Annotated in this window: 17 protein-coding genes; 9 read left to right on the top strand and 8 right to left on the bottom strand. The window is 43.4% G+C overall.

Translation table 11 applies throughout. The features are described 5' to 3' along the window. Positions 1-7 precede the first annotated feature (7 nt). Complete coding sequence (locus DN068_RS06905; RefSeq protein ID WP_110998169.1) at positions 8-2,362, bottom strand: hypothetical protein; 2,355 nt, start codon at positions 2,360-2,362, stop codon at positions 8-10. Between the two features lie 196 nt (positions 2,363-2,558). Beyond that, complete coding sequence (gene rpsA / locus DN068_RS06910; protein WP_110998170.1) at positions 2,559-4,382, bottom strand: 30S ribosomal protein S1; 1,824 nt, start codon at positions 4,380-4,382, stop codon at positions 2,559-2,561. Positions 4,383-4,618: 236 nt separating this feature from the next. On the opposite strand from rpsA, the gene DN068_RS06915 reads away from it, so the two are divergent. The 3 genes from DN068_RS06915 to DN068_RS06925 are packed head-to-tail and all read left to right on the top strand — an operon-like array spanning position 4,619 to position 6,754. Further along, positions 4,619-5,335, top strand: a complete 717-nt coding sequence (locus DN068_RS06915; protein WP_110998171.1) for a carboxypeptidase-like regulatory domain-containing protein — start codon at positions 4,619-4,621, stop codon at positions 5,333-5,335. A 5-nt stretch (positions 5,336-5,340) separates the two neighbouring features. Then, on the top strand, positions 5,341-5,718 hold the full coding sequence (locus DN068_RS06920; protein WP_110998172.1) for an energy transducer TonB: 378 nt from the start codon (positions 5,341-5,343) through the stop codon (positions 5,716-5,718). 31 nt (positions 5,719-5,749) lie between these two features. Next, positions 5,750-6,754: a hypothetical protein gene (locus tag DN068_RS06925; protein ID WP_110998173.1), complete on the top strand. Its 1,005-nt coding sequence runs from the start codon at positions 5,750-5,752 to the stop codon at positions 6,752-6,754. A gap of 625 nt (positions 6,755-7,379) precedes the next feature. On the opposite strand, the gene asnB is transcribed toward DN068_RS06925, so the two are convergent. Continuing rightward, entirely contained in the window at positions 7,380-9,287 is a 1,908-nt protein-coding gene (asnB, locus tag DN068_RS06930) for an asparagine synthase (glutamine-hydrolyzing) (RefSeq protein WP_110998174.1), read from the bottom strand. 139 nt (positions 9,288-9,426) lie between these two features. On the opposite strand from asnB, the gene DN068_RS06935 reads away from it, so the two are divergent. Both DN068_RS06935 and DN068_RS06940 read left to right on the top strand, forming a co-directional pair. Further along, positions 9,427-10,182, top strand: coding sequence for a tRNA pseudouridine synthase A (locus DN068_RS06935; RefSeq protein ID WP_110998175.1), 756 nt, complete (start codon positions 9,427-9,429; stop codon positions 10,180-10,182). A 334-nt stretch (positions 10,183-10,516) separates the two neighbouring features. Beyond that, on the top strand, positions 10,517-10,711 hold the full coding sequence (locus tag DN068_RS06940; RefSeq protein ID WP_123985264.1) for a hypothetical protein: 195 nt from the start codon (positions 10,517-10,519) through the stop codon (positions 10,709-10,711). 83 nt (positions 10,712-10,794) lie between these two features. Here the strand turns inward: DN068_RS06940 and DN068_RS06945 are convergent, their stop codons facing one another. From DN068_RS06945 to fusA, 3 genes are all read right to left on the bottom strand, one after another. Continuing rightward, positions 10,795-11,424, bottom strand: a complete 630-nt coding sequence (locus DN068_RS06945; RefSeq protein ID WP_110998212.1) for a nitroreductase family protein — start codon at positions 11,422-11,424, stop codon at positions 10,795-10,797. A gap of 260 nt (positions 11,425-11,684) precedes the next feature. Next, positions 11,685-12,284, bottom strand: coding sequence for a TetR/AcrR family transcriptional regulator (locus tag DN068_RS06950; RefSeq protein WP_110998177.1), 600 nt, complete (start codon positions 12,282-12,284; stop codon positions 11,685-11,687). 468 nt (positions 12,285-12,752) lie between these two features. Then, the gene (gene fusA, locus DN068_RS06955) at positions 12,753-14,894 is read right to left on the bottom strand and encodes an elongation factor G (protein ID WP_110998178.1); all 2,142 of its coding nucleotides are present in this window, start codon (positions 14,892-14,894) and stop codon (positions 12,753-12,755) included. A 411-nt stretch (positions 14,895-15,305) separates the two neighbouring features. Here fusA and DN068_RS06960 point away from each other — a divergent pair, with 411 nt between their 5' ends. After that, positions 15,306-16,808, top strand: a complete 1,503-nt coding sequence (locus DN068_RS06960; RefSeq protein WP_110998179.1) for a trypsin-like peptidase domain-containing protein — start codon at positions 15,306-15,308, stop codon at positions 16,806-16,808. 57 nt (positions 16,809-16,865) lie between these two features. Here the strand turns inward: DN068_RS06960 and DN068_RS06965 are convergent, their stop codons facing one another. Continuing rightward, complete coding sequence (locus DN068_RS06965) at positions 16,866-18,458, bottom strand: T9SS type A sorting domain-containing protein (protein WP_165836307.1); 1,593 nt, start codon at positions 18,456-18,458, stop codon at positions 16,866-16,868. Between the two features lie 294 nt (positions 18,459-18,752). On the opposite strand from DN068_RS06965, the gene DN068_RS06970 reads away from it, so the two are divergent. Continuing rightward, positions 18,753-19,889 carry a beta-ketoacyl-ACP synthase III gene (locus DN068_RS06970; protein WP_110998181.1) on the top strand — a complete coding sequence of 379 codons (1,137 nt, stop codon included), beginning with the start codon at positions 18,753-18,755 and terminating at the stop codon, positions 19,887-19,889. A 19-nt stretch (positions 19,890-19,908) separates the two neighbouring features. After that, positions 19,909-20,838 (top strand): hypothetical protein, encoded by a 930-nt coding sequence (locus DN068_RS06975; protein WP_110998182.1) that lies wholly within the window; start codon positions 19,909-19,911, stop codon positions 20,836-20,838. A gap of 310 nt (positions 20,839-21,148) precedes the next feature. On the opposite strand, the gene DN068_RS06980 is transcribed toward DN068_RS06975, so the two are convergent. After that, the gene (locus DN068_RS06980; RefSeq protein ID WP_110998183.1) at positions 21,149-21,418 is read right to left on the bottom strand and encodes a hypothetical protein; all 270 of its coding nucleotides are present in this window, start codon (positions 21,416-21,418) and stop codon (positions 21,149-21,151) included. A 358-nt stretch (positions 21,419-21,776) separates the two neighbouring features. On the opposite strand from DN068_RS06980, the gene DN068_RS06985 reads away from it, so the two are divergent. Further along, a complete protein-coding gene (locus tag DN068_RS06985) occupies positions 21,777-23,168 on the top strand; it encodes a DUF58 domain-containing protein (RefSeq protein ID WP_110998184.1) in 1,392 nt (463 codons plus the stop codon). The last annotated feature ends 93 nt before the right edge of the window (positions 23,169-23,261 follow it).

Consider the following 23,261-nt stretch of genomic DNA (forward strand, 5'->3'; position numbering starts at 1 on the left):
TTCATTGTCAAAAATTCAAATTAATAGTAGCACGCATTGCCTTCATTCCTGTAATGCCCTGCATTTTTTCCAGTTCAAGGAAACTAATATCGGGCAATAGCCGTCCTTCTTTAATCAGCTCCTGCAGCTGGGCACGATACGCAACTGCTTCCCGGTTATGTGCATACACAATGGCGATGGTTCCCGGCTGTGTAAGTCGCTCCTCACTGTTTAAGATACGCGCTTTATCGATTCTTTTTTTGATCACTTCATAGCGGATACTATAAGCGCCCTCCACATCAAACCGTTTTTCATCGATTCTGAAATTGATATTTACGGGATGCATGTGTGCAAGTATAAGCTGTGTGGTTGACAATTGATGGGGCAATTCTCCCTTTATACGATGCGCTGCGATGGCCATGTCCACCATCATACGCACCTGCCAGTTCTGTATTTTAAAAATGGCGTCGGTATCATAGGTCTGCCAGGGCGCAATGCTTTTTCCTGAATAAAGATTATACTCCCATCCATCGGTTTTGAATTTTTCAAGATAATGCGGAATGCTTTCCTGCAAGCGGTCTTCTGCTTCGTCTAATACAATTTTCAACGTCGCGTTAATGCGTTGCAGACTTTCTTCGTAGCTATTTCTCGCACGATAAAATATCCCCGTTTCTGTTGCAATTCTTCCTGCATAGTCGAGCGCTTCCTCTTCGCTAATGTAACTTCCCTCCTTCAACCGGCCGATAAATTGCAGACTATCGGTCTCTAGAAACTGTGTCAGATCCGCTTCTTGCTCTATAGTCAGCGAATCCGTAATCTGTGATTGCCAATACCGGATTTGCAGCAGCAGTTCTATTATTTCATCCTTGATCTCGTTTCCGTTTACATTTTTCAGTAAATGCGATAAATAATGAAGTTGATTCAAAAAGTCTGTACGCACAGCCGTTGAGCGCTCCTGCGACGAGTTTCGGATATCTACCGCTGCATAAAAAGGATAAAGATTTTCAAAGCTGATCGTTGGCGTAGCTATATCGGAAAAATCATGGCGGTTCCGTTGTAATGCGTGCCAGGCAATATCGTTAAACTTCCAGGCAACCGATGGTTGTATCGCAGTATATCGCTCTTTGATAAACGACTCCATCAGTTCCTTAAAATGATTTTGCTGATAAACGATAAACTCGCGGAACAATGGCAACACCTTTTCCATCTTGCGAACGAGATTGCCTTTGATGACAACCATGTTCTGGCTACCCACTTCGATCAACCCCATTAGTTTTTTCTGATGCCAGACAGGAAACACAGCGAGTGTCTGTAAGCCCATCCTGTTCAGCATCTCGGATTCATCTGATGTTTCACCGTCTGCGCAAATATTACGATACACAGAATGCTGAAATTTTTCTCCTGCAGATGCTATAAACTCGTTAAATAATTTTTCTCGCGCTGCCGCAGTATATCCATTTTGCAACCCGCGGAAAACAAGACTCGTTTTCTGAAAAATACGATCGTCATAAGCATAGCCTCGGTTCAGCGACACAACTGGCACCATACCAACTTCCAAACCTTCCTGTCCGAGATAAGAAAGTGTCGCATGCTTCATCCGTTCAAAAGCGTACACTTCATCTTGTGTATGCATATTGGCTACAATTTCACGTAGCGAATGCAACGCTTCTTCTTCGGTTACATCTTTCAAGGTGAAAATAAAAAAGCCCTCCATTCTGAATTGTTCCAGCGGAATCGGATGTTCCAGACAACGGTGAACAGTAAGAATATCTGTTGCATAATCGATCCATTCCTGCTGCAATGGCGGCAGCTCCCCATCTACTTTTATATCAACAAACTGCTTGTTGATGCTCATCCGGTAATAGGCTCTGATTCCCCCGGTTGCTCTGGTTTGAAAGATGGTCAGTGCTTCCCGCGGTTCTAACTCAGTAAGGCCGTAACATTTCCTCAGAATCTCCCGGTAGGTCATCCGGTAATTTTCTTCCAGGGTAGTTTCGATATCAAATGGTTCTAATCGAAAGGTATCGTCCGGATTAAAGAGTATTTGTTTGAAGCCGTCAGAATAACTGAAAAAACGGATGGGAGAAAGAATACCTATAGCGTCTTCAATTTCTGTATCACGCGGAAAAAGCGGAAAGAGATTGAGCTCTAGCAGATCCAGCACGTCTTTGATCTCTGAAAGTTGCTTCAGATCCGATATTGGATGTTTCAATCCCGGATGATCTTTAATTGCATCTCTGATCGATTCGAAAAACAAACGGTGCTCTTTGATCAGGCATTTGTCGAGATATGCCTCCAAAGCCCGTAAATAAGGCTCAAAGGAAAGATTGAATCTTATGATCGGTCCTTTCTGAAAAGTGGAATCAATGGTGAGGATTTCCATGACAATAAAGATACAAAACTCACCCCATCCCTAAAGGGTGTCTCACAGCGAGAAATACCCCATCCTAAAGGGAGTCTCATCGTGGGAAATATACTTGCGTCGGGAGTCCTCCTCCTTTGGAGGAGCTAGAGGAGGCAAAAAAAAACGCCTCCACAATGTGGAGGCGTTTTCAGTATTCTAAAAGTGGAGAACGTGATTATTTATTTTCACCTTCTTCTTCCGCTTTCTTCATTTTATCTTTCAGTGCAGCCAGTGCGCCGAGATCACCAAGTGTTGGTTTTTCTACTTTGCTCTGAACATTTTTCACTGCTTTTTTAGTATTCTCAGCGTCAGCTTTAGCTTCTTTCTTAGCAGCTTCTTTCTCTTCTATTTTACCTTGTTCCCAAACTTTGCTGTGAGATACCATGATACGCTTGTCGTTGCGATCGAATTCGATAATAGCGAAAGGCAGTGTTTCGTCAGCCTCTACATTGCTACCGTCTTCTTTACGCAGGTGACGTGCAGGTGCATAAGCTTCGAGGCCATATTGCAGCTGAACTGTAGCGCCTTTGTCATCTTTCTTAGTCACAGTGCCTTCGTGGATAGAACCGATTGGGAATACAGTTTCGAAAGTATTCCAAGGGTCGTCTTCCAGTTGTTTGTGGCCCAGTGCCAGTTTACGGTTTTCTTTATCGATGCTCAGGATTACCACTTCGATTTCATCACCAACTTTAGTGAATTCGCTTGGGTGGTTGTAGCGCTTGATCCAGCTCAGGTCGCTGATGTGGATCATACCGCCGATACCTGTTTCCAGTTCAACGAACACGCCATAAGGAGTGATGTTTTTCACGATACCTTTGTGACGGCTGTCAACAGGGAATTTATTTTCGATAGTTTCCCATGGATCTTCAGTCATTTGCTTGATAGACAGGCTCATTTTGCGCTCGTCTTTATCCAGCGTTACAACAACTGCTTCGTATTCATCGCCCATTTTGAAGAATTCCTTCGCATTGATTGGCTGAGAAGACCAAGTGATTTCTGAAACGTGTACCAGACCTTCTACGCCAGGCAGGATTTCGAGGAATGCACCGTAATCTTCGATGTTTACTACTTTACCTTTTACTTTAGCACCTTCTACGATTTCTGCAGGCAGATTATCCCAAGGATGCGGAGTCAGTTGTTTCAGACCGAGGCTGATGCGTTTTTTCTCATCATCGAAGTCGAGAACAACCACATTCAGTTTCTGGCCATTTTCCAACACTTCGCTAGGATGCGTTACGCGGCCCCAGCTAATGTCAGTGATATAAAGCAGACCGTCAACACCACCGAGGTCGATGAATGCACCGAAGTCAGTAACATTCTTAACAGTACCTTCCAGTACCTGACCTTTTTCCAGCTGGCCGATGATCACGCTACGTTGTTGTTCGATGTCGCTTTCGATCAGCGCTTTGTGAGACACAACAGCGTTGCGGATAGCTTCATTGATTTTAACAACTTTGAAGTCCATTGTTTTACCAACATACTGATCGTAGTCAGTAACTGGTTTAACGTCGATTTGAGAACCTGGCAGGAAGGTTTCGAGGCCGTAAACGTCCACGATGAGACCACCTTTAGTTTTGCTGGTGATAGTACCAGTAACAACTTCGCCGGTTTTGTAGAAATCAACGATTTTTTGCCAAGCACGTGCTGCGCGCGCCAATTTGCGGCTCAGGTGCAGGTGGCCATTGCGGTCTTCTTTTTCCACAACCATTACTTCCACTTCTTCGCCGATTTTTACATCTGGCATGTCGCGGAATTCGTTGAGGGAAACAAGTCCGTCAGATTTGAAACCGATGTTGATGATGGCGTCAGTTTTAGTGAGGCCTACAACTGTGCCTTGCAACAGTTCGGATTCTTCGATAGATTTGAATGTGCTATCGTACACTTTGTCGAGTTGCTCACGCTTTTCTTGTGGATAAGAAGCAACATTGCGTTTGTCAACACTCCAATCGAAATCGTCGTGAGCGTTGTTTTGTTGAGAAATGATTTGGTTTTCTTCCAAGTTTTAAGTCCTCCTTTTAATGGAAATTTTGAGCCGCGAAGGTACGCATATATCAGGAACGCAAAAAAAAATATTTCTAATCTTTTGATCTTAGCCCTCCAATTGTAACCCTACGGTCAATTTTAGCCAGTAAAGGTACACCAATCAACCCTCAATAGTTATATTTAATTATGATATCTCCCGTAGACCATATAAAATTATCAATACCAAACCCTTGCAGCGAAAACTGGAACGAAATGACACCCGACGAAAAAGGTCGTTTTTGCCAGAAATGTGCGAAGACGGTGATCGATTTTTCGCAATTATCAGACGAAGAATTAGTTACAATAATTTCACGGCAAAAAGGGGAACTCTGCGGCCGTTTTCTCGAAAATCAGCTTTCCCGGCCAATTGTTTTACTTCAGAAGCCCTCCTTATATAAAAGGTATAGCTCCGGAAAAATGGCTGCGGCATTTTTGCTATTGCAAATGTTTGTTTCGGATGCGAGAGCCCAAAAGAAAACAGCGCACACCACTCAAAGCACTCCAAAACCAGTTACGGGAATTATTACGATAAAAGGTGTACTGCTGGATTTTGAAACCCAAAAGCCGATTGTTGGCAGAAAGGTTTATTTAAATAATGACTCAACAAAAAAATTAAATACAACCACAACCGACCATAAAGGAAATTTCTCGTTAAAGGTTTCCGTTGCGCAACTAAATGGCGCTTTCCTTTCGTTTGATCAAAATAACCTGGAACATTTTATTCCGGACGAAAAATTGACTACATCGGGCAGCAATATAATTAGCCTCCGTCTTTATCAATATCTGGTTGTGAAAATGCCAGTGACAACCATTCGATATGTGCGACCATCTGATGAAAGGATGATGATTCAAGGGGCGGTAATCTCCGAACCAGGTCCGTCAAACTTTCGCAAACTGAATCAACTAAACCTCAAAAAAGAAAAACATTAATAGCGATGAAAATAATTTCAACATTATTAATTTCTTTTTGCTGCATTCCGGCCTTTGCTCAAAAGCATAACGCATCAACCAAAATTACACGCGCAGCAAGTTTTCGGGGAGATACTGCTATGTTTCAAAATTATATTCAGGATCACACCCGCTATCCGGAATATGCAAGAGAGCACGGTATCGAAGGAACTGTTATTACGAGAGCGGTCGTCAATGAAACCGGACAAATAGAACAGATCGCGGTACTCCGTGGCATTGGCGGCGGATGCGACAGCGAAGCAGCGCGTGTTGTAAAAGGAATGCCGCCCTGGCAACCTGCGTTATATCAAGGCAAACCGGTAAAAGCTGTCGTGGCCATCCCGGTTAGCTTCAGGCTCGAATAGTTTTTTTATCTTAGTCACACAAGTTAACCGCATGCAACTGGACGATCAGGAAAGGAAAACCGTAATTAAGGCACTGGAAGAATGGCAACGGACGGGCAAGTTATCTGTTGAACAAAAAACAGACCTGGAACAAACTTTAGAAATAAAGAACAATGACCGTCAGCAGATCGCACGATACTTTTTTATCATCGCCGTTTCCTCCATGCTGCTTGCATTCAGCTCCATTTTCATTGACGACAAGCTACTGGAAACCATCAAAAAATATTTCTCGCTCAGCAACCTCACCATTGCATTTGCTGTTTCTGCATTGACCATCGTCTGGTTTTATTATGTGCGTAAAAAACGCCACCTGCTGCACGAATTCACTTACGAAGTCTTTATGATCGTTGGTGCACTCGGTTCACTTACAGCCCTCGTTTATTTCTGTAAAGATTATACCGGCGTCGCGCACTACACTTTTGTTTTGCTATTGGCAACAACATTATTGTTTATACTTAGTACCGCTTTTCGTTCCATTGCGCTGTGGACGGCTGCCCTGCTTTCCTTCTGCGGCTGGTTTGGTGCGTTCACCACCTGGCAGGGACAAGACAATGCATTCTTAGGGATGAATTACCCGGTGCGGTTTGTAGTCTTTGGATTATTGCTATTGGGGATTTCCTGGCTGCAAAAAAGCATTGCGCGATTACAATTTACACAACGCATCACTTATCTCTTCGGACTCATCACATTTTTCACCGCCATGTGGGGTATGTCGATCTTTGGCAACTTCACACATTTCGATGCATGGGAACAAGTTCGTCAGACGCATGTACTCATCTACGCCATCGCATTCGCCATCGTTGGATTCGTAGCATTTTTCTTCGGCATCAAATACAAAGACGAAAACACTCGCGACTTCGGAATCTTCTTTCTGCTGCTCAATCTCTACACCCGCTATTTCGAATACTTCTGGAACACGATGCACAAGGGCATTTTCTTTTTGATTTTGGCGGGATCGTTTTGGTTGCTGGGAAAAAGACTGTTACGGAAGGGGTAGCTTTCTCTCGCAGCGCTCACGGAGGCACAAAGATGTTTTGGTGTACCCATTATTACGCGAGACTACTCCTCCGTCGAGGTGACAAACCCGAGTAAACTGAACGTCGTGCCTTTGTGTCTCCGTGAGAAAAATTTTGCGCCTTAACGTGAAGCAAATCGCGCTGGGAGTTCTCGTCCTTTCTCGCAGCGCTCACGGAGGCGCAAAGATGTTTTGTGCACACTTTATTAGGTGAGACCTCTCCTACGCGCCAATGACACATTTAAAATTGAGTTCAATTTCAAGGCTCTTAGTTTGGCAGCACAGTAGCAATGAAGCTCCATCGAGCGACCGTCTAAGCCACGGAGTGATCTGGCTTAGACTGCCCTTTTTTGCCTACTTTTTTTGGCATAAAAAAAGTAGGAGCATGATGGTTCGAAGCCAGATTTGAAGGACTATTGCTAAATCAAGGTGGTATTGTCTTTTGATTGTGGGCACCGAATAATTAGTCGAAGTGACAAACACGGGTATTAAATAATTCCGTAAAAACATAGCGCCGTGCCTTTGTACCGCCGTGAGCTGCTTCGACTCCGCTCTGCATGACAAATCACACAGAGAGTTCTCCTCCTTCAGAGGAGTTAGAGGAGGCCTAGAGGTATTTTTCCAGCCATACTTCCGTTGTGACAAGCTGCCAGATCTTCGAGAAGTAAATACTTTCACTTTTACGCGCCCACCATTTATCGGCATCAGAAAGATCAAGGATACCGCGTTGTTTCAGCTGATCTATTTTCTTTCGGGCAAAATCTTCAATAACGGAATTCTGCTGCAGCCACTGTTGTAACGGCAGTTCAAAGCCCTTCTTCGGCATCGAAAGATTTTCCGTAGTAATGTATTTTGAAGCTACTTCGCGCAGCAATGGTTTGTTTGTTTCACCGTTGTAACGGATATGCAAAGGCAGTTTAGCCACCCATTCAATCAATTCATGATCAAGCAACGGATAACGCATTTCCAGGCTGTGCGCCATTCCCGTAAGATCATCACGATAGACATGGTGCGCACCGATGTAATATTTCAGATCATAATAAAACAATGCTTCCGGAACGGACAAATTTTCAACCGCGGCATCAAACGGTAGAAGTTTCGCAACATCAGCTTTTCCTTTCAACATCCGTGCAATCTCACTGTAACGCATACCCAGTCTTGCGTGCGTGAAATATTTCAACACTGTATCGGTGCTCATGTAGTCGATTGCCTTCGTCAGAAATTCACCAACCGAAGGCAAAAATTTACGAATAGGAAAGATTTTTTTCCGGCGTTCCCATTCTCTATAATTCAGGTAATAATTGTAGCCGCCAAAAACCTCATCACCTCCTAATCCATTTATCACAACCTTATAGCCTTCTTTGTGCAAATAATCCGATGCCGCTAAACCAGGTTCCAGACTCACGTACGGCTCTTCGTAGTGCTGCAGCGAAGCTTCGAGATTACCGATGATTTCTTCTGGCTTGATGATGTGAACATGATGAACGATGTTCAGCTTTTTCGCCATCGCAATCGCCTGCGGCAATTCATCCATACCTTTTCCTGTGCCGTCAAATCCCAGCGAATAACTATGAAAATCGGGATGCTGTTTGGAACAAAGCGCTGTCAATGTTGTAGAATCAATACCACCACTCATCAACGAAGTCACAGGTACATCTGCCTGCATTTGCATTTGCACAATTTTTTGCAACCGGGCGTCAAGTGCTGCAACTGCATCTTCTTTCGAAATCTTCAATCGCTCGCCACCAACCGGAATCTGCCAATAGCATTGCTCTTCTACCCTTCCCGACCGCATATCGATCCTCATCCAGCAACCTGGCGGAATGGAATGAATATTTTCAAAACAGGTTTCAGGCGGAGCAGACGACTGATATAAAAAATTGCTGGCTAATCCCTGAAAATTAATACTTCTTTTTACCCAGGGCGCCTGCAAAATGGCCTTAATTTCGGAGGACCAGGTAAGCCCTTTTTCATCGCGATGGTAGAAAAAAGGTTTAATCCCTACTCTGTCACGAACCAGGAATACAGACTTTTGCTTTGCATCATAAATCGCAAATGCAAACATGCCATTCAGGTATTTGGGGAGCGAATTTCCCCAACGCCTATAGCCATGTAAAATGACTTCAGAATCACTTTCGGTACGAAAATGGAAACCGGCAGATTGCAATTCCTTGCGCAGTTCTTTGTAGTTGTAAATTTCGCCGTTGAAAGTTAAAACATGTGATCCGTCTTCGGAAAACATCGGTTGGTGACCGGCTGCAGAAAGATCAACAATGGAAAGTCTCCGAAAGCCGAAGCCCAATTTTGTTTTCCCGCCTGCGGCAATGGATTTGGTCTCATTTTTTACCGCGGCAATAGAATCAGTTCCGTGAAAATGTCCCAGTTGGTCCGAGCTATCCAGCAACATATAGCCTTCATCATCCGGGCCACGATGGCGGATCGCGAAAGTCATTTTTTCCAATACCGAAGCGTCTGCTGGTTCCTGAAACCGGACAAAACCACAAATACCACACATGAAATTAACTCCTGAAAATTCTATTTATTTGCACCGGCAATTTAAAAACCTGCCGGAACGACGAAAAACAGTGCCAAAATAGGCATTAATCCGCATAAAAAACGGAGCATCGTCGCCGGTATTATCAGGCAAGATTTTTATGAAGCGGTATTTTTTAGAAGTAATGTACAATGGTACGGCCTTTCACGGCTCGCAGCTGCAGGGCGATATTCCAACGGTTCAGTTAGCGGTCAATAAAGCATTGGCCACACTGATGCGCCGTCCTGTAGAAACATTTGGCGCCAGCCGCACCGATGAAGGCGTACACGCGCTGAGCAATTTTTATCATTTCGATAATGACGGAGCATTAAATCCGCAGTTGCTTTATAAAATGAACGCCATTCTGCAGGATGCCATTAGTATAAAAGCCATTTACGAAGCGCTGGATCCCGAAACCAATGCGCGTTTTGCTGCTACCAGCCGTCAGTACCGTTATCGCATTTACGGAAAGAAAAATCCGTTTCTACACGAAAGAGCCTTATATCATCCTTATCGTCTAGATAAAAATGTACTGGATCAAACAGCAGCCGCACTCAAAGAATACAGCAATTTCGAAACATTCTCCAAACGCAATACACAAACCAAAACCTTTATCTGCAACATCATGGACGCGCATTGGGAAGATCATGGTAATGAATTGCATTTTGTGGTAGAAGCCAACCGTTTTTTACGCGGTATGGTGCGGGGCCTGGTTGGTACACAATTGCAAGCTGGCCGCGGTCGTTTTGACGTCGACGGTTTCCGCAAAATCATTGAGGCGCAGGATTGCACCAAGGCAGATTTTAGTGTTACGGGGCACGGACTTTATCTGGAACAGGTTAAATATCCATCTGGTCTGCTCGTTCAAATTCAATAAAAGTCAATTCGGCAAAAGTTAAAGGGTTAATCCGTCAAAAAATAAACAGTTAAAAAGGTAATTGGATAAAAGGTTAAATCAGTCAAACAACGACCGATTTAACCCTTTGACACTTTAACCAATTAACCATTTTACACACCCAAAAAAACTTATTAACATTTTAACTCTTTAACCTATTGACATAGTTGGAAGATTCATATTTTCATTTTAATTTTATGTCAGTTTCCCCAGAACATATATTCATTGTAATCTTCCCATTTGAAACGTAGCAATTCATTATTATATAAACTACGAAATGGCTACGTACATTATTAAGAACACGAAATCACGAATCATGGCAGAAGATTCGTGGGAACTGGTAAAGCAAATGAACAAACTTTCTGCAATGCCGGCTGACAGCATCAATCAGTTTATGTCAGATTATGCACGACGGATCATGTTGCGCAACGGTAAAATGATCAGTACAAACGACATCAATCTATTCGTCACACACTTGATACAGATTGGCGAAATTGAGCAAGTACAATAAAAAATGCCCTCAACAATGTTGGGGGCATTTTCGTGTTATCAATCTACAACCGTATCAATGTTTTAATCTATTAACCTTTCAACTTAGTTCAGCGAAATCACCAATTTATCAGAAGCACGGCGCACTTTAGCCGCATTCGCAAGGAAATCAGCTTCTTCGTTACGATAGCCTAAAGGCAGCAATGTCACGCTTTTCAGACCTTTTTCTTTCAAACCTAACAGTGCATCCAGCTCATCACTATTAAAACCTTCCATTGGAGTAGCGTCTACTTTTTCAACCGCAGCAGCGGCAATAGCTGTACCAAATGCAATGTACGCCTGACGTGCAGCCCACTGGTGGTTTACATCCTGCGCACGATCCGTAACACGAAGCATTGTGTTTTTGAAATCGTTCAGCGTTTCCGCCGGAACACCGCGTGTTTCTATGATATTGTCGATATAGTCCTGGATATGACTTTCGTTGATTTCAGTCCATGCTGCAAAAATCAGCAAGTGCGAGCTCTCTGTAATCTGAGGCTGATTGAAAGCAACGGATTTGATTTTTTCTCTCAATTCAGGATTCTCTACCACAATAATAGAATAAGGTTGCAAACCCATTGAAGACGCCGACAAACGGGCAGCTTCAACGATTCTGTCTACTTTTTCCTGAGGAACAGCTTCACCGTTCATGCGTTTGGTGGCATAACGCCAGTTCAATGCTTGTAAGAAATCCATGTGTTTTGTTTTTGTTTTTGAAGAATTTTTATTGTTTAATTTTTGATGAGTTGAAATCCGTTCACCATAAATCAAGAACCATTCCAACCTATTAACGTATTAACTTACCAACTTTTCAAGACACCATTACAAAAGCTAACAGTGTTAATTTATTTGTTCTAAAAAAATGGCTCATCGCCATTCTTATTATTATCTTTTATGAAGGTTTTACACAACGACGTATTAACCTTTTAACGTTTCAACCTATTAACCGTCGACGTCTACGCCAAAGACGAGATGAATCCCGAAATCGCATCATCCAGCACCATTCTGTTCATCTCTTCTGATGAGTTCACATTGCCCATCATATTGATGGAAATCAGCCCATGCATAATCGACCAGTAAGTATGAAACTTCAAGAATGCATTCGTCCCAGGATTTTTACCCGCCAGGATTGCGTCCTGAATTGTAGAAATCACCAAACCCGAATAAGCCTGCAGTTCCGGAACTTTTTTCACTGTATCACAAGATGGCATACCCAATCCGTACATCAACTGGTAGTATTCGCGGTTATTAAACGCAAATTCCCAATACTTTACGGCCATTTCCCTCAGTTGATCTGCTGCTGTTTCACACTGTGATTTAGCAGCTTCCAGATCCGTTCTCAATATCACAAAGCCCTTACGGGTAAATTCGAGCAGGATTGCATCCTTATTTTCAAAATGGTCGTAGATCACCGGAACACTATATTCAATAGCATCAGCAATTTTACGAATAGAAAGTGAATGGACACCTTCTGCAGTGATCAGGTCCCATGCCGCATCTAAAATCGCGGCCCTCACCTCTTCCTTTTGTCGTATTCTTCTTTCTGCAATTCCCATATCGTCTCCTTTTTTCCTAACAGCGTTAGCAAAGTTAAATCGATTATTTGATTGACAAAGCTAATCTGTTTAATGGAAGGATAGCTAAAACTTATATCACAAGTTATAAGTTATAGGTTTTGAGTTATAAGTGCTCATTCGCAATTAATTCAATTAGGATTCACGGTTTACACCAACATCACAGCTCCGGTTAAACATAGTTGCGACGCTCCGTTCATCTTCAGTCTTACTATGGGCTTCCCGCTACGTGTTTTTTGCCATGATGCAAACGCGAAACCAGATTGCGACGTCGTCATTCTTCCTCCTTGCAACAACCCCTAAAACACAAAACTGTGCTGTTCAACGAGAAACCTTTTCAAACCCCGAGCAAACACTCGCTGGAAATTCTCCTCCTCTGGAGGAGTTAGAGGAGGCCCAATAAAAAAGCCGGTCCTTTCGGAACCGGCTTTTCAAATATTGAAACCTTAATTAGGCGTTTACTTTACCTTTTGTTTTTGCGATTACTTCTTCCTCTACGTTACGTGGAGCTGCAGCGTAGTGGCTGAATTCCATTGTAGAAGATGCACGGCCTGAAGACAGTGAACGGAGTTGTGTTACATAACCAAACATTTCGCTCAGCGGAACTTTAGCTTTGATCACCTGTGCATTGTTACGAGTATCCATACCTTCCAGCATTGCACGACGACGGTTCAGATCACCTGTAACGTCACCCATGTATTGGTCCGGAGTGATAACTTCTACTTTCATGATTGGTTCCAGGATCTGTGGCTTAGCCTTGCGACCAGCTTCACGGAAACCAGATTTAGCACAAAGTTCGAATGACATACCATCAGAGTCAACTGCGTGGAATGAACCGTCGAAGATACGCACACGCATATGTTCTACAGGGAAACCAGCCAGAGGACCAGTAGTCATTGAAGCTTCAAAACCTTTCTGGATAGGTCCGATGAATTCTTTTGGAATAGAACCACCGAAGATATCATTGATAAACTGGAAGTTACCTTTACCTTCTGCAAGGAAAGCTTCGTCAGCAGGGCCGATTTCGAACATGATGTCGGCGAATTTACCACGACCACCAGATTGTTTTTTGAACACTTCACGGTGTTGGATCATCATCGTGAATGCTTCTTTATAAGCAACCTGAGGAGCACCCTGGTTTACTTCTACCTTGAACTCGCGACGCATACGGTCAACGATGATTTCGAGGTGGAGCTCACCCATACCAGACAGGATTGTTTGGCCGGTGTCTTCGTCAGTTTTAACGCGGAGTGTTGGATCTTCTTCAACGAGTTTAGCGATAGCCATACCCATTTTATCAACGTCAGCCTGAGTTTTAGGCTCAACAGCGATAGAGATTACCGGTTCTGGGATAAACATGTTTTCCAGAACGATCGGGTGTTTTTCGTCGCAAAGAGTATCACCAGTTTTGATGTCTTTGAAACCTACAGCCGCACCGATATCACCAGCTTCGATGAAATCAATCGGGTTCTGTTTGTTTGCGTGCATCTGCATGATACGGCTGATACGCTCGTTTTTGCCAGAACGTACGTTCAGAACGTAAGAACCTGCATCGAGGTGACCAGAGTAAGCGCGGAAGAACGCCAGACGACCTACGAAAGGATCAGTCATGATCTTGAACGCCAGGGCAGCAAATGGTTCTTTTGCATCTGGTTTACGGATGATTTCAGCACCAGTATCAGGATCAGTACCTTGGATCGCTTCGATATCTACAGGGCTAGGCAGGTAGCGGATTACACAATCCAACATTTTCTGCACGCCTTTGTTTTTGTAAGAAGAACCACACAGCATTGGGATAATGCTCAGGTCGATTGTTGCTTTACGAACTGCTTCGTGGATTTCATCTTCAGAGATGCTGTTCGGATCTTCGAAGAATTTCTCCATCAGTTGGTCGTCGTATTCAGCTACTGCTTCTACGAGCGCTGCACGCCATTCGTTAGCTTCAGCAACCATGTCAGCTGGAATTTCACCTTCAGTGTAAGTCATACCCTGAGTTGCGTCATCCCATACGATTGCTTTCATGGTGATCAGATCAACTACACCTTTGAAGTTGTCTTCAGCACCGATAGGCAGCTGCAGTGGAACTGATTTTGCACCCAGCATGTCACGTACCTGCTGAACTACCATCAGGAAGTCTGCACCGATACGGTCCATTTTGTTTACGAAACCGATACGTGGTACACGGTAACGGTTTGCCTGACGCCATACTGTTTCAGACTGAGGCTCAACGCCATCTACAGCTGAGAACAAAGCAACCAGACCATCCAGTACACGCATAGAACGCTCTACTTCTACAGTAAAGTCAACGTGACCCGGAGTATCGATGATGTTGAATTTGTATTTTTTAGAATCTGCAGTCGGGTTACCCTGGATTGTAGGGAAGTTCCAAAAACAGGTTGTTGCGGCAGAAGTGATCGTGATACCACGCTCTTGCTCCTGAGCCATCCAGTCCATTGTAGCACCACCCTCGTGTACTTCACCAATTTTGTGGTTTACACCAGTGTAGTAAAGGATACGTTCAGTAGTAGTGGTTTTACCGGCATCGATGTGCGCCGCAATACCAAAGTTGCGCTGTAAGCGTAAGTCTGCCATTGTTATAATTATTATTTTGTTTTAAAACGGTGGGCAAAGGTATGGATTAAAAATGATAATGTAAAAATACGGTGAACCATTCATTCTAAAATAATAATAAAAAAACGTTAACCCACATTTCATATTCATAGTATATCCAAATATGTACTGACAATCAATCGGCAACAAACAGTTGACAACTACCAGCAGAGAATGGACAGTTGACCATTGATAATTGACAAGCACTCCACGTTTAACTGCTTTAACGTATAACTCATCCCCCACAACTCATAGCCATAACTTATAACGTATAACCTACAATTTATCGGCATAAGTTTTAACTTTATAATAGCTGACAGACAACGCTTTTTAACAAATTTCTTCAGGGCATCGCAAGTATATTTGGTAAACAATTAAAATTTCATTTCAGCTATGAAATCCAGATTCTTCCCGGTTATTATCACAGCTGCACTCACATCACTATTAACATTATTCGTTGCAGCGAAATTTCAGAACCACATGCCATTTATTGCCGGCGAAAAGCAGGCACAGCTCCCCGTTAACTACACCAGTTTCGACAATTCCAGCCGAGCGGGCGCTACTCAGGTAGATTTCCAGAATGCAGCCGAGAGTTCGGTAAAAGCGGTCGTGCATATTAAAACAGCGACAAAAGCACGAGCGGTCGTAGCGGAAGATCCATTTGGCAGCGACATGTTCGGCAACTTGTTTGGTCGAAGGGAATATCTACTGCCGCCACAGATCGGTTCGGGTTCGGGCGTGATCATTTCCCCCGACGGATATATTGTCACCAATAACCACGTCGTTTCTGGTGCAGATCAGGTGACGGTAACATTTAATGATCGTTACACCTCTACCGCAAAAGTGATCGCTACGGATCCTTCTACTGATATTGCCCTGTTAAAGGTGGAAGAAAAAAATCTGCCTTATATGGAATTCGGCAATTCCGATGATGTACATCTTGGCCAATGGGTGCTGGCTGTCGGTTATCCATTGTCACTCGACGCTACAGTGACCGCGGGTATTGTCAGTGCGAAGAGCCGCTCTATTGGCATCAATCGCACGCAGGCATCCAACGCCATTGAGTCGTTTATCCAAACGGACGCCGCGGTAAATCCGGGCAACAGCGGTGGCGCACTGGTTAATACAAGCGGGCAGCTAATTGGTATCAACTCCGCGATCGCCTCGCCTACAGGAAGCTATGCTGGCTACTCTTACGCGATTCCTGCAAATATTGTCCATAAAGTAACAAACGATCTGATGAAATATGGCTCTGTGCAGCGTGGCTATCTTGGCATTCAATACCTTGATCGCCGCAACATCTCACCAGAGCAACTTTCCAGCCTCGGTATCGATAAAACGGAAGGCGTCTATGTAGCCGATGTAATTGCGAACGGCGGCGCCGCAAAAGCAGGTATTCAGAAAGGTGATTTTATCACACAGGTAAATGGTGTTACTGTTCGTACAGAACCAGAACTGCTGGAACAAATTGCCCGTTACAAACCGGGCGACAATATCAGCGTGAGCTACCTGCGTAGTGGAAAAACTGCAACTTCGACAGTAGAACTTAAAAATATGCGCGGCACTACCGGCGTCATCAAAAATGAAAGTGGCAGTATGAAATTACTGGGCGCCAGCTTTCGCCAGTTAGCCAATGATGAAATGAAAAAATATGGCGTAAACGGCGGAGTAATGGTAACGGACCCGGGTAATGGCACATTGGCTCGAAGTACACAAATTCAAAAAGGTTTTGTAGTTACTGCCGTAAATGATCGCGACATAAAAACGGTCAGCGATATTGCGCAAATTCTCAACCAAACCAACAATATCCAGATCGCCGGTTTTTATCCCGGCCGAAACGGAATGTATTATTACGGCATCAGTAATATAGATGCAAATGCAATTAATGAGCAATAATTCATTTTACAAGAAAGAAGGCGACTGAAAGAATCGGTCGCCTTCTTTGTGTTCTTGCTAGTTCATACCATGCTTTATTAGCTTTTCGCGCAACAATTCTTTACCCTGTTGTGTTACGAACACCAGATAAGAACCTTCCGGCAAATCAGACAAATTAATCCTACAAGCTTCCTCCATATGAGATTCATTTCTGACTAATAAGCCTGCGGCATTATAGACCTGTACATTATAAGGCATTTCACTCTTCGGGAGACCAACGATATTAACGAAACCACTTGTTGGGTTGGGATAAACAACCACTACCCCATTTTCTTTTACTCCAGGCACCAGCGATTCATTTGCTATAGTACCCGTTCTTCTCTGCGCAGCCTGCGTTGTAGCTGGTTCCAATACCATTGAATTTACATCCAATTCTTTACCCGTTGCCGAAGTATAGGAAAATGCATCATTGAGATTCACTTCCGGCGAGACTACGTAAATCGTCGCGAGGTTTGCTTCTACGCCCGGATCTACAATTCCAGTTATCGCTATCGATTTACCAGTAACCAAAGAGATACCCGGATTGCTGGTTGTATAAGCTGCATTTCGCTGCGACTGAATTCCAGAAGTACCAGCTATAGCCTTATCCGCACCATAATGATCGCTAAACAATACAGAATTGTCCTCTTTTATCGATTTTTTATAATCCCCGCTAGCCAGCAAATCTTGTTCTGTTCTGCTCTTCCAGCAATTAGCCTTGATTTCATCCATAATTACCGACATGCTACTTACTTCGATGCTCCCCGAGTAAAGCAACTTCTTTCCGGGATCTGTTAGCGCTACAACAGCATCAGGTATCTGAGAATAAGTACGAAGCCCTTTCAATGCACCAGTAACATACGCGCCCGACGACGTTTTCTTTAATATAGGACCTCCTGAAGCGCCGGTCGATGTATTTTGTCTTGAATCTAACGACAACATGTAGTAGTTATCCCGGAACATATCATGAAATGCGTACTTAACAGAATCTATGATTCGCTGCGCCAGCTTGTGAGGATGACCAACAGCGAAAAAACGATCGTTTATGGTAAAAGAATTTTCAAAAGAATATCCGAGTGTACTAAAATTTTGAATAGGCAAAAAATCTTCATCTACTAGCAATAAAGCGATATCTGCTGTTCCGTCATTATCCTGAGAAAATTGATATGCGACCAACTCGGCTGGCAATGTCGCTGAATAGGACGATAAATTCTCATTGTAAATGATATTAAAAGGAGCCGGACGACCCCAATATTTAAAATAGCTCTCAAGACTGACTTTACCGCCAATAGAAGGCGTTCCGGAAAAATAATTATTTATGAAATGCGCCGATGTACAGAAGCACTTTTTCTTATCAGACCTATACGTGTTGATGAAGAAGCCCGTCGCTGCTTTTAAGAAGCTATCAGGCGTCACATAAGAAAGGGCAACTACCGCAGTACTTGCGGTGTCTGCACCCGAAGTAGTCGTAAGTAACGGGAACAAATACGCATAATAATCATAGAACGATCCTCTGGGCGCCTGTGGAGGCTGCGCCGATGCCATTTGCGGTTTCTCAAAAAACAAAAGTATCAGCGTGCAGATAAGGATAAGAAAGCGTAATCTCTGTTTCCCGCAATTACGTATTTGCATAAATACAGTTTGACATTTTATCATAGAAGCCTGGTTTAGTATTAACAAGGCCACAACAAAAAGAATGCCAAAAAATAAAACAACATACTAATGTATACCTATTTCCAATAAAGCACGTTAGAAGATATTCCGTCAAGAAACTACGCCATTGCGGCACTAAGCAAAAAATTTTATTCGCATGAAAAAGCAAAAACGAAAAAAATGTTTATTTTTCGATACCGCTATGGCGTTACACATCTTTGCGGGAAACGCTCTTTATCGCTACTTTTACAAATTCAAATTCAAATTCAGACTGTGAGATCCGTTTATATTACAAGGGTATCGAAATTTTTACCCAATGAGCCGATTGGAAATGACGAAATGGAAGGAGTACTTGGAATGGTTGGTGACAAACCTTCAAAAGCACGGGCAATTGTATTGCGCAACAATGGCATCAAGCGTCGTTTTTACGCATTAAAAAATGGCAAACGTACGCACAGTAACGCGGAACTTGCATCGATTGCAATCAAACAACTGTTTGATGAAAAGCTCCCGATCAGCAAACTGCAGGTCCTCACTGCCGGCACTACTTCTCCTGAACAAATTTTACCATCGCACGCAGCAGCTATTCATGGTCAACTGGGCATCAATCAGCGCCTGGAACTGATCTCTGCAAGCGGCGCCTGCTGCAGCAGTATGCAGGGGCTCAAATATGCATTCATGGCTATTCGCAGCGGCGAGGCAGATGTGGCTGTAAGTGTGGGTTCTGAACGTTTTTCAAGCTGGCTGACTGCTGACCGTTTTCAACCAGAGGTGGAAAACCTGATGCAACTCGAGGCAAATCCTTATATCGCATTTGAAAAAGATTTTCTTCGCTGGATGCTGAGCGATGGTGCTGGTGCAGCTTTACTACAGCCAACACCAAATGAAGAAGGTATTTCTTTAAAGCTGGAATGGATTGAAACTACTTCTTTCGCTAACGAACTGGAGACTTGTATGTATGCCGGTTCTGTAAAAAATGAAGATGGTTCTATCACTGGCTGGAATGATATGGATGTACCGGAATGGACGAAGAACAGCGTGTTTGCACTGAAACAAGACACTCGTTTGCTCGGTGAAAACATTGTTCCGAAAGGTGGCGTTTATCTGGCAGAACTGATGGAAAAACACGGTCTGACTGTGGATATGGTAGACTACTATCTGCCGCATATGTCGAGCGAATTTTTCAAAAAGCAGATCTTTGAACACCACGAACGTATCGGTATGAATATTCCGTACGAGAAATGGTTTTACAACCTGCCACAAGTAGGCAACGTAGGCAGTGCGTCTCCGTTCCTGATGCTGGAAGAACTATTTCACAGCGGCCGCCTGAAAAAAGGTGACCGTCTGCTCGTAATGGCTCCGGAAAGTGCTCGTTTTTCTTATGCTTACTTATACTTAACGGTAGTTTAATCGCCGTTTAAATCTACTCATGAAACCACGCATTCTCGTACTTTACTATTCGCAATCCGGTCAGTTGCGCCAGATTCTTGATAATATCACCAACGATATCAAGGATGATGTAACACTGGACTATGGCGTCATTGAACCAGAAAAACCGTTTCCGTTTCCATGGAAGGCCTATACTTTTTTTGATGCGATGCCGGAAACCGTTGAGCGGATTCCTGTTTCGCTGAAACCGCTGCCACAGAACATTTTCCAACAGCAATACGATCTCGTAATTATCGGCTACCAGCCTTGGTTTTTGAATCCGTCACAGCCTACTACGTCTTTTCTGAAAAGTGAAGATGCAAAGAAACTGCTGAAAGGAAAACCAGTGATCACGGTTGTTGGCTGTCGCAATATGTGGCTGCACGGGCAGGAAAAAGTGAAGGAAGACCTCTTCAATATTGGCGCGAATCTCGTGGGCAATATTGTGCTGGTTGATAAAAATCCGAATCTGACTTCGTTGCTTACAATCATCCGTTGGCAGTTTAAAGGTCAGAAGGAACGCTCTAAATATCTGCCACCGGCTGGTGTGCAAGATGCAGACATCAAAGCGGCACACCGTTTTGGCAAGCCGATTCTGGAAGCCTTACAACAAAACAAACTGGACCAACTGCAAAGCACCATTCTCGGCGATGGCGCGGTTGAGCTGAATCCGGGACTGGTTTTGCTGGAACAACAAGGGATTAAAAACTTCCGTTACTGGGCGAAATTCATCCGCGAAAAAGGCGGCCCTGGAGATCCGAACCGTGCCGGTCGTGTGACGATGTTTAAACGTCTGCTGTTGATGGGTATTTTTGTACTCTCACCTATTAAAGGTATTTCTGCGAAAATTAAATTGCAGCTGAACAAAAAAAGCCTCGCACGCGATGTGGACTACTTTAAACAAGTTGGCTACGAAGCAGGGCGAATTTAGTTATTGGTAATTTTTGATTGAATATTTGAGATTGTCCACAATATTCTAAATCCCGTTTGAATTTTTCAGGCGGGATTTTTGCTTTATGTAATTGTTCCTTCGCGAAATCAGATCCCCACTTCCCGTTCCTCGTCATCGGGATGACACTCGCGAGTGTGGTCCATTGCGGGTTTCACATAGCGTGTATAAAAAACAGGATCATCACGATGAGTCTCGTAGGGCGAAGTGGTGATCTGATTTCGCATTTAATACTCGCATTGATTCCTACTTTTCATTGGTACAAAAGAGAGGCGTCACGAAATAATTGGTACTAATCCCAACTAATTCCGTATTTCAATCTTTGCTGCTTTCTTGATTTAATAATTCTGCCGAATGCATCGCCTTGTGGGAGCACTTTCACGATTCGTTTTGCAGGAATAGAATGAGATAAAACGATTTGATAATCTTCAAAAGCATACATCATCAAATCAAGATCATTTAATGCTGCGGCACGTGGAGATTTGCGCACCACTTGCTCGACCAACTCCATCAAAATCGCATGGTATTGATCATGTTTCCCGACAGCCGCGCTTACAGGCACTGCACTACCATCTCAAACAGCAATTTTTTGTTTTTCTCGCAACGCCACAACGCTCACAAATAAGTTTCCCGCAGATTGCTTTCCGCCGGCGGGATAAACTCAAACCTCGCAACGTAAGAGACAAAGACGCAAAGCACTCATTCCGCATTCACAATCGGTCATAACACCATTGACGTTTGATATTTCACGTTTGACCCACAAAAACACATTCATTACATTAAAACACATTGCCCACATTAACCCTTTACCCATTTACCCCGTTGACCAATTAACCAATTTTTTACCTTTAACACCAGCTTGACAGGTATTTCCTTATTTTCATTTTCTGCTAATTTTATCGGCAGATAAGACATGCTGCATGGATCGTAAACAAATCATCAGAAAACTCCGTTACTATTTTCAATACATCCCTTTTACATTGAATACACTGCTTTATGCAGCGGCATTCTACATTGCCTGGCATTTGCTCTACAGGCCTGCTCCCAAGAAATTAGAAGAAGATACTGATTCATTCCGTCAGATCGTTTTGCTGATGGCTAAGATGGCGTTCTGGTTCCTGTTGGTATTTGTAGGCGTATCTATCTTAAGTACAATTATTTCCTGGATTTATTATAAATGGCTGCAGCAAAAACACAGCAAACGTTTGCAGGTAGCATTTACCAATGAAAGTAAAAAGGGCAAACAAAATCGGTTGTATATGGAAGCTTCGCTGGAAGGTGCTTTCCGGCCGATACTCGGGTTTGTAAATGGTCGTTTATTCTACGATGATTTATTGCTGACCGATAAATTCGCACTGCTTTCTAACAAAAGAAAGGAAAACAGCATGAAGCGTGTGGCCATTTCAGGTAAAAGCCGCATGCAATTACCCGACATCAAGGAATATCAACTGAAAGGTGGCTTCGTTTATTTCGAAGACATGCTCCATATCTTCTCCCTGGCTATTCAGCAGCCGGTTAGCGGACAATTTTATCAGCCACCAACTTTACAGGAAGAACAGGAGCAGGACGTATTTCCGAAGAAGACAGAAACAACAGATGTGCGCATCGATCAATTGCGTCGTGTGCAGGGAGATTTTTTCAACTATAAAGATTTTGAAACGGGCGACGATGTGCGTCGTATTGTTTGGAAAGTGTATGCCCGGAACCGCGATCTGGTGGTGCGTGTACCGGAATTATTTGAACCTTATGCTTCGCATGTATATTTCTACGCTTCGTTTGAAGCTGCTGTAAAACAGCAATGGCTGAATGATGATTACCTGCGGGAAATGCTCAATTATTACAAGAACAATGTCTGGACAATTTACGATGCGCTTTCTAAAAAAGAATGGGACATCCGCTATATCCCAGATCAGCATTTTACTTTACCAGAAGAGCTTTCGCCGAGAGATCGCGCGAGTCGTATAATCAGCAACAGTGTATGGCAAAAAGGCCAGAATCTGGGTCAGTATTTTAATGCACGTTATGGTACGGCACTCTGCATTTCATCTTTAATTGACCTGAATGAATTACAGCAGATACTGGATAAATGCGATGGATCTACAGTTATTTACTTTGTGAAACTATCTCGTACATTCCGTCATTTCGTGGCGTGGAGCCTGTTAAAACGCGTTGTCTTCCTTCCGCCCAAAGACCGGCTAAGTAAGCTGCGCACCAAATGGACATTCGCGCCAATGCGCCTGCAATTGCAAAAACGGGAGAAAGAAATTGAGGCCATGCTCCATAAAGCAGCAGCAACGACGGGGATTATTTAAATTCAAAAGTCAAAACCTAAAAGTTTTCTTATAACGGCACGGTAACGCAAAGCCTAAAGCGCAAAAACTATTCGCGATATTGCAAAACGCTCG

The organism is Taibaiella soli, from assembly GCF_003236175.1.
Taxonomy (GTDB): domain Bacteria; phylum Bacteroidota; class Bacteroidia; order Chitinophagales; family Chitinophagaceae; genus QKTW01.

Bases quoted from the DNA above. Each gene is read 5' to 3' on its own strand.
- fusA (WP_110998178.1), bottom strand. From the start codon at position 14,894: ATGGCAGACTTACGCTTACAGCGCAACTTTGGTATTGCGGCGCACATC.
- DN068_RS06905 (WP_110998169.1), bottom strand. From the start codon at position 2,362: ATGGAAATCCTCACCATTGATTCCACTTTTCAGAAAGGACCGATCATA.
- DN068_RS06965 (WP_165836307.1), bottom strand. From the start codon at position 18,458: ATGCAAATACGTAATTGCGGGAAACAGAGATTACGCTTTCTTATCCTT.
- DN068_RS06985 (WP_110998184.1), top strand. From the start codon at position 21,777: ATGGATCGTAAACAAATCATCAGAAAACTCCGTTACTATTTTCAATAC.
- DN068_RS06925 (WP_110998173.1), top strand. From the start codon at position 5,750: ATGCAACTGGACGATCAGGAAAGGAAAACCGTAATTAAGGCACTGGAA.
- DN068_RS06940 (WP_123985264.1), top strand. From the start codon at position 10,517: ATGGCAGAAGATTCGTGGGAACTGGTAAAGCAAATGAACAAACTTTCT.
- DN068_RS06950 (WP_110998177.1), bottom strand. From the start codon at position 12,284: ATGGGAATTGCAGAAAGAAGAATACGACAAAAGGAAGAGGTGAGGGCC.
- DN068_RS06915 (WP_110998171.1), top strand. From the start codon at position 4,619: ATGACACCCGACGAAAAAGGTCGTTTTTGCCAGAAATGTGCGAAGACG.
- DN068_RS06920 (WP_110998172.1), top strand. From the start codon at position 5,341: ATGAAAATAATTTCAACATTATTAATTTCTTTTTGCTGCATTCCGGCC.
- asnB (WP_110998174.1), bottom strand. From the start codon at position 9,287: ATGTGTGGTATTTGTGGTTTTGTCCGGTTTCAGGAACCAGCAGACGCT.
- DN068_RS06960 (WP_110998179.1), top strand. From the start codon at position 15,306: ATGAAATCCAGATTCTTCCCGGTTATTATCACAGCTGCACTCACATCA.
- DN068_RS06935 (WP_110998175.1), top strand. From the start codon at position 9,427: ATGAAGCGGTATTTTTTAGAAGTAATGTACAATGGTACGGCCTTTCAC.
- DN068_RS06975 (WP_110998182.1), top strand. From the start codon at position 19,909: ATGAAACCACGCATTCTCGTACTTTACTATTCGCAATCCGGTCAGTTG.
- DN068_RS06945 (WP_110998212.1), bottom strand. From the start codon at position 11,424: ATGGATTTCTTACAAGCATTGAACTGGCGTTATGCCACCAAACGCATG.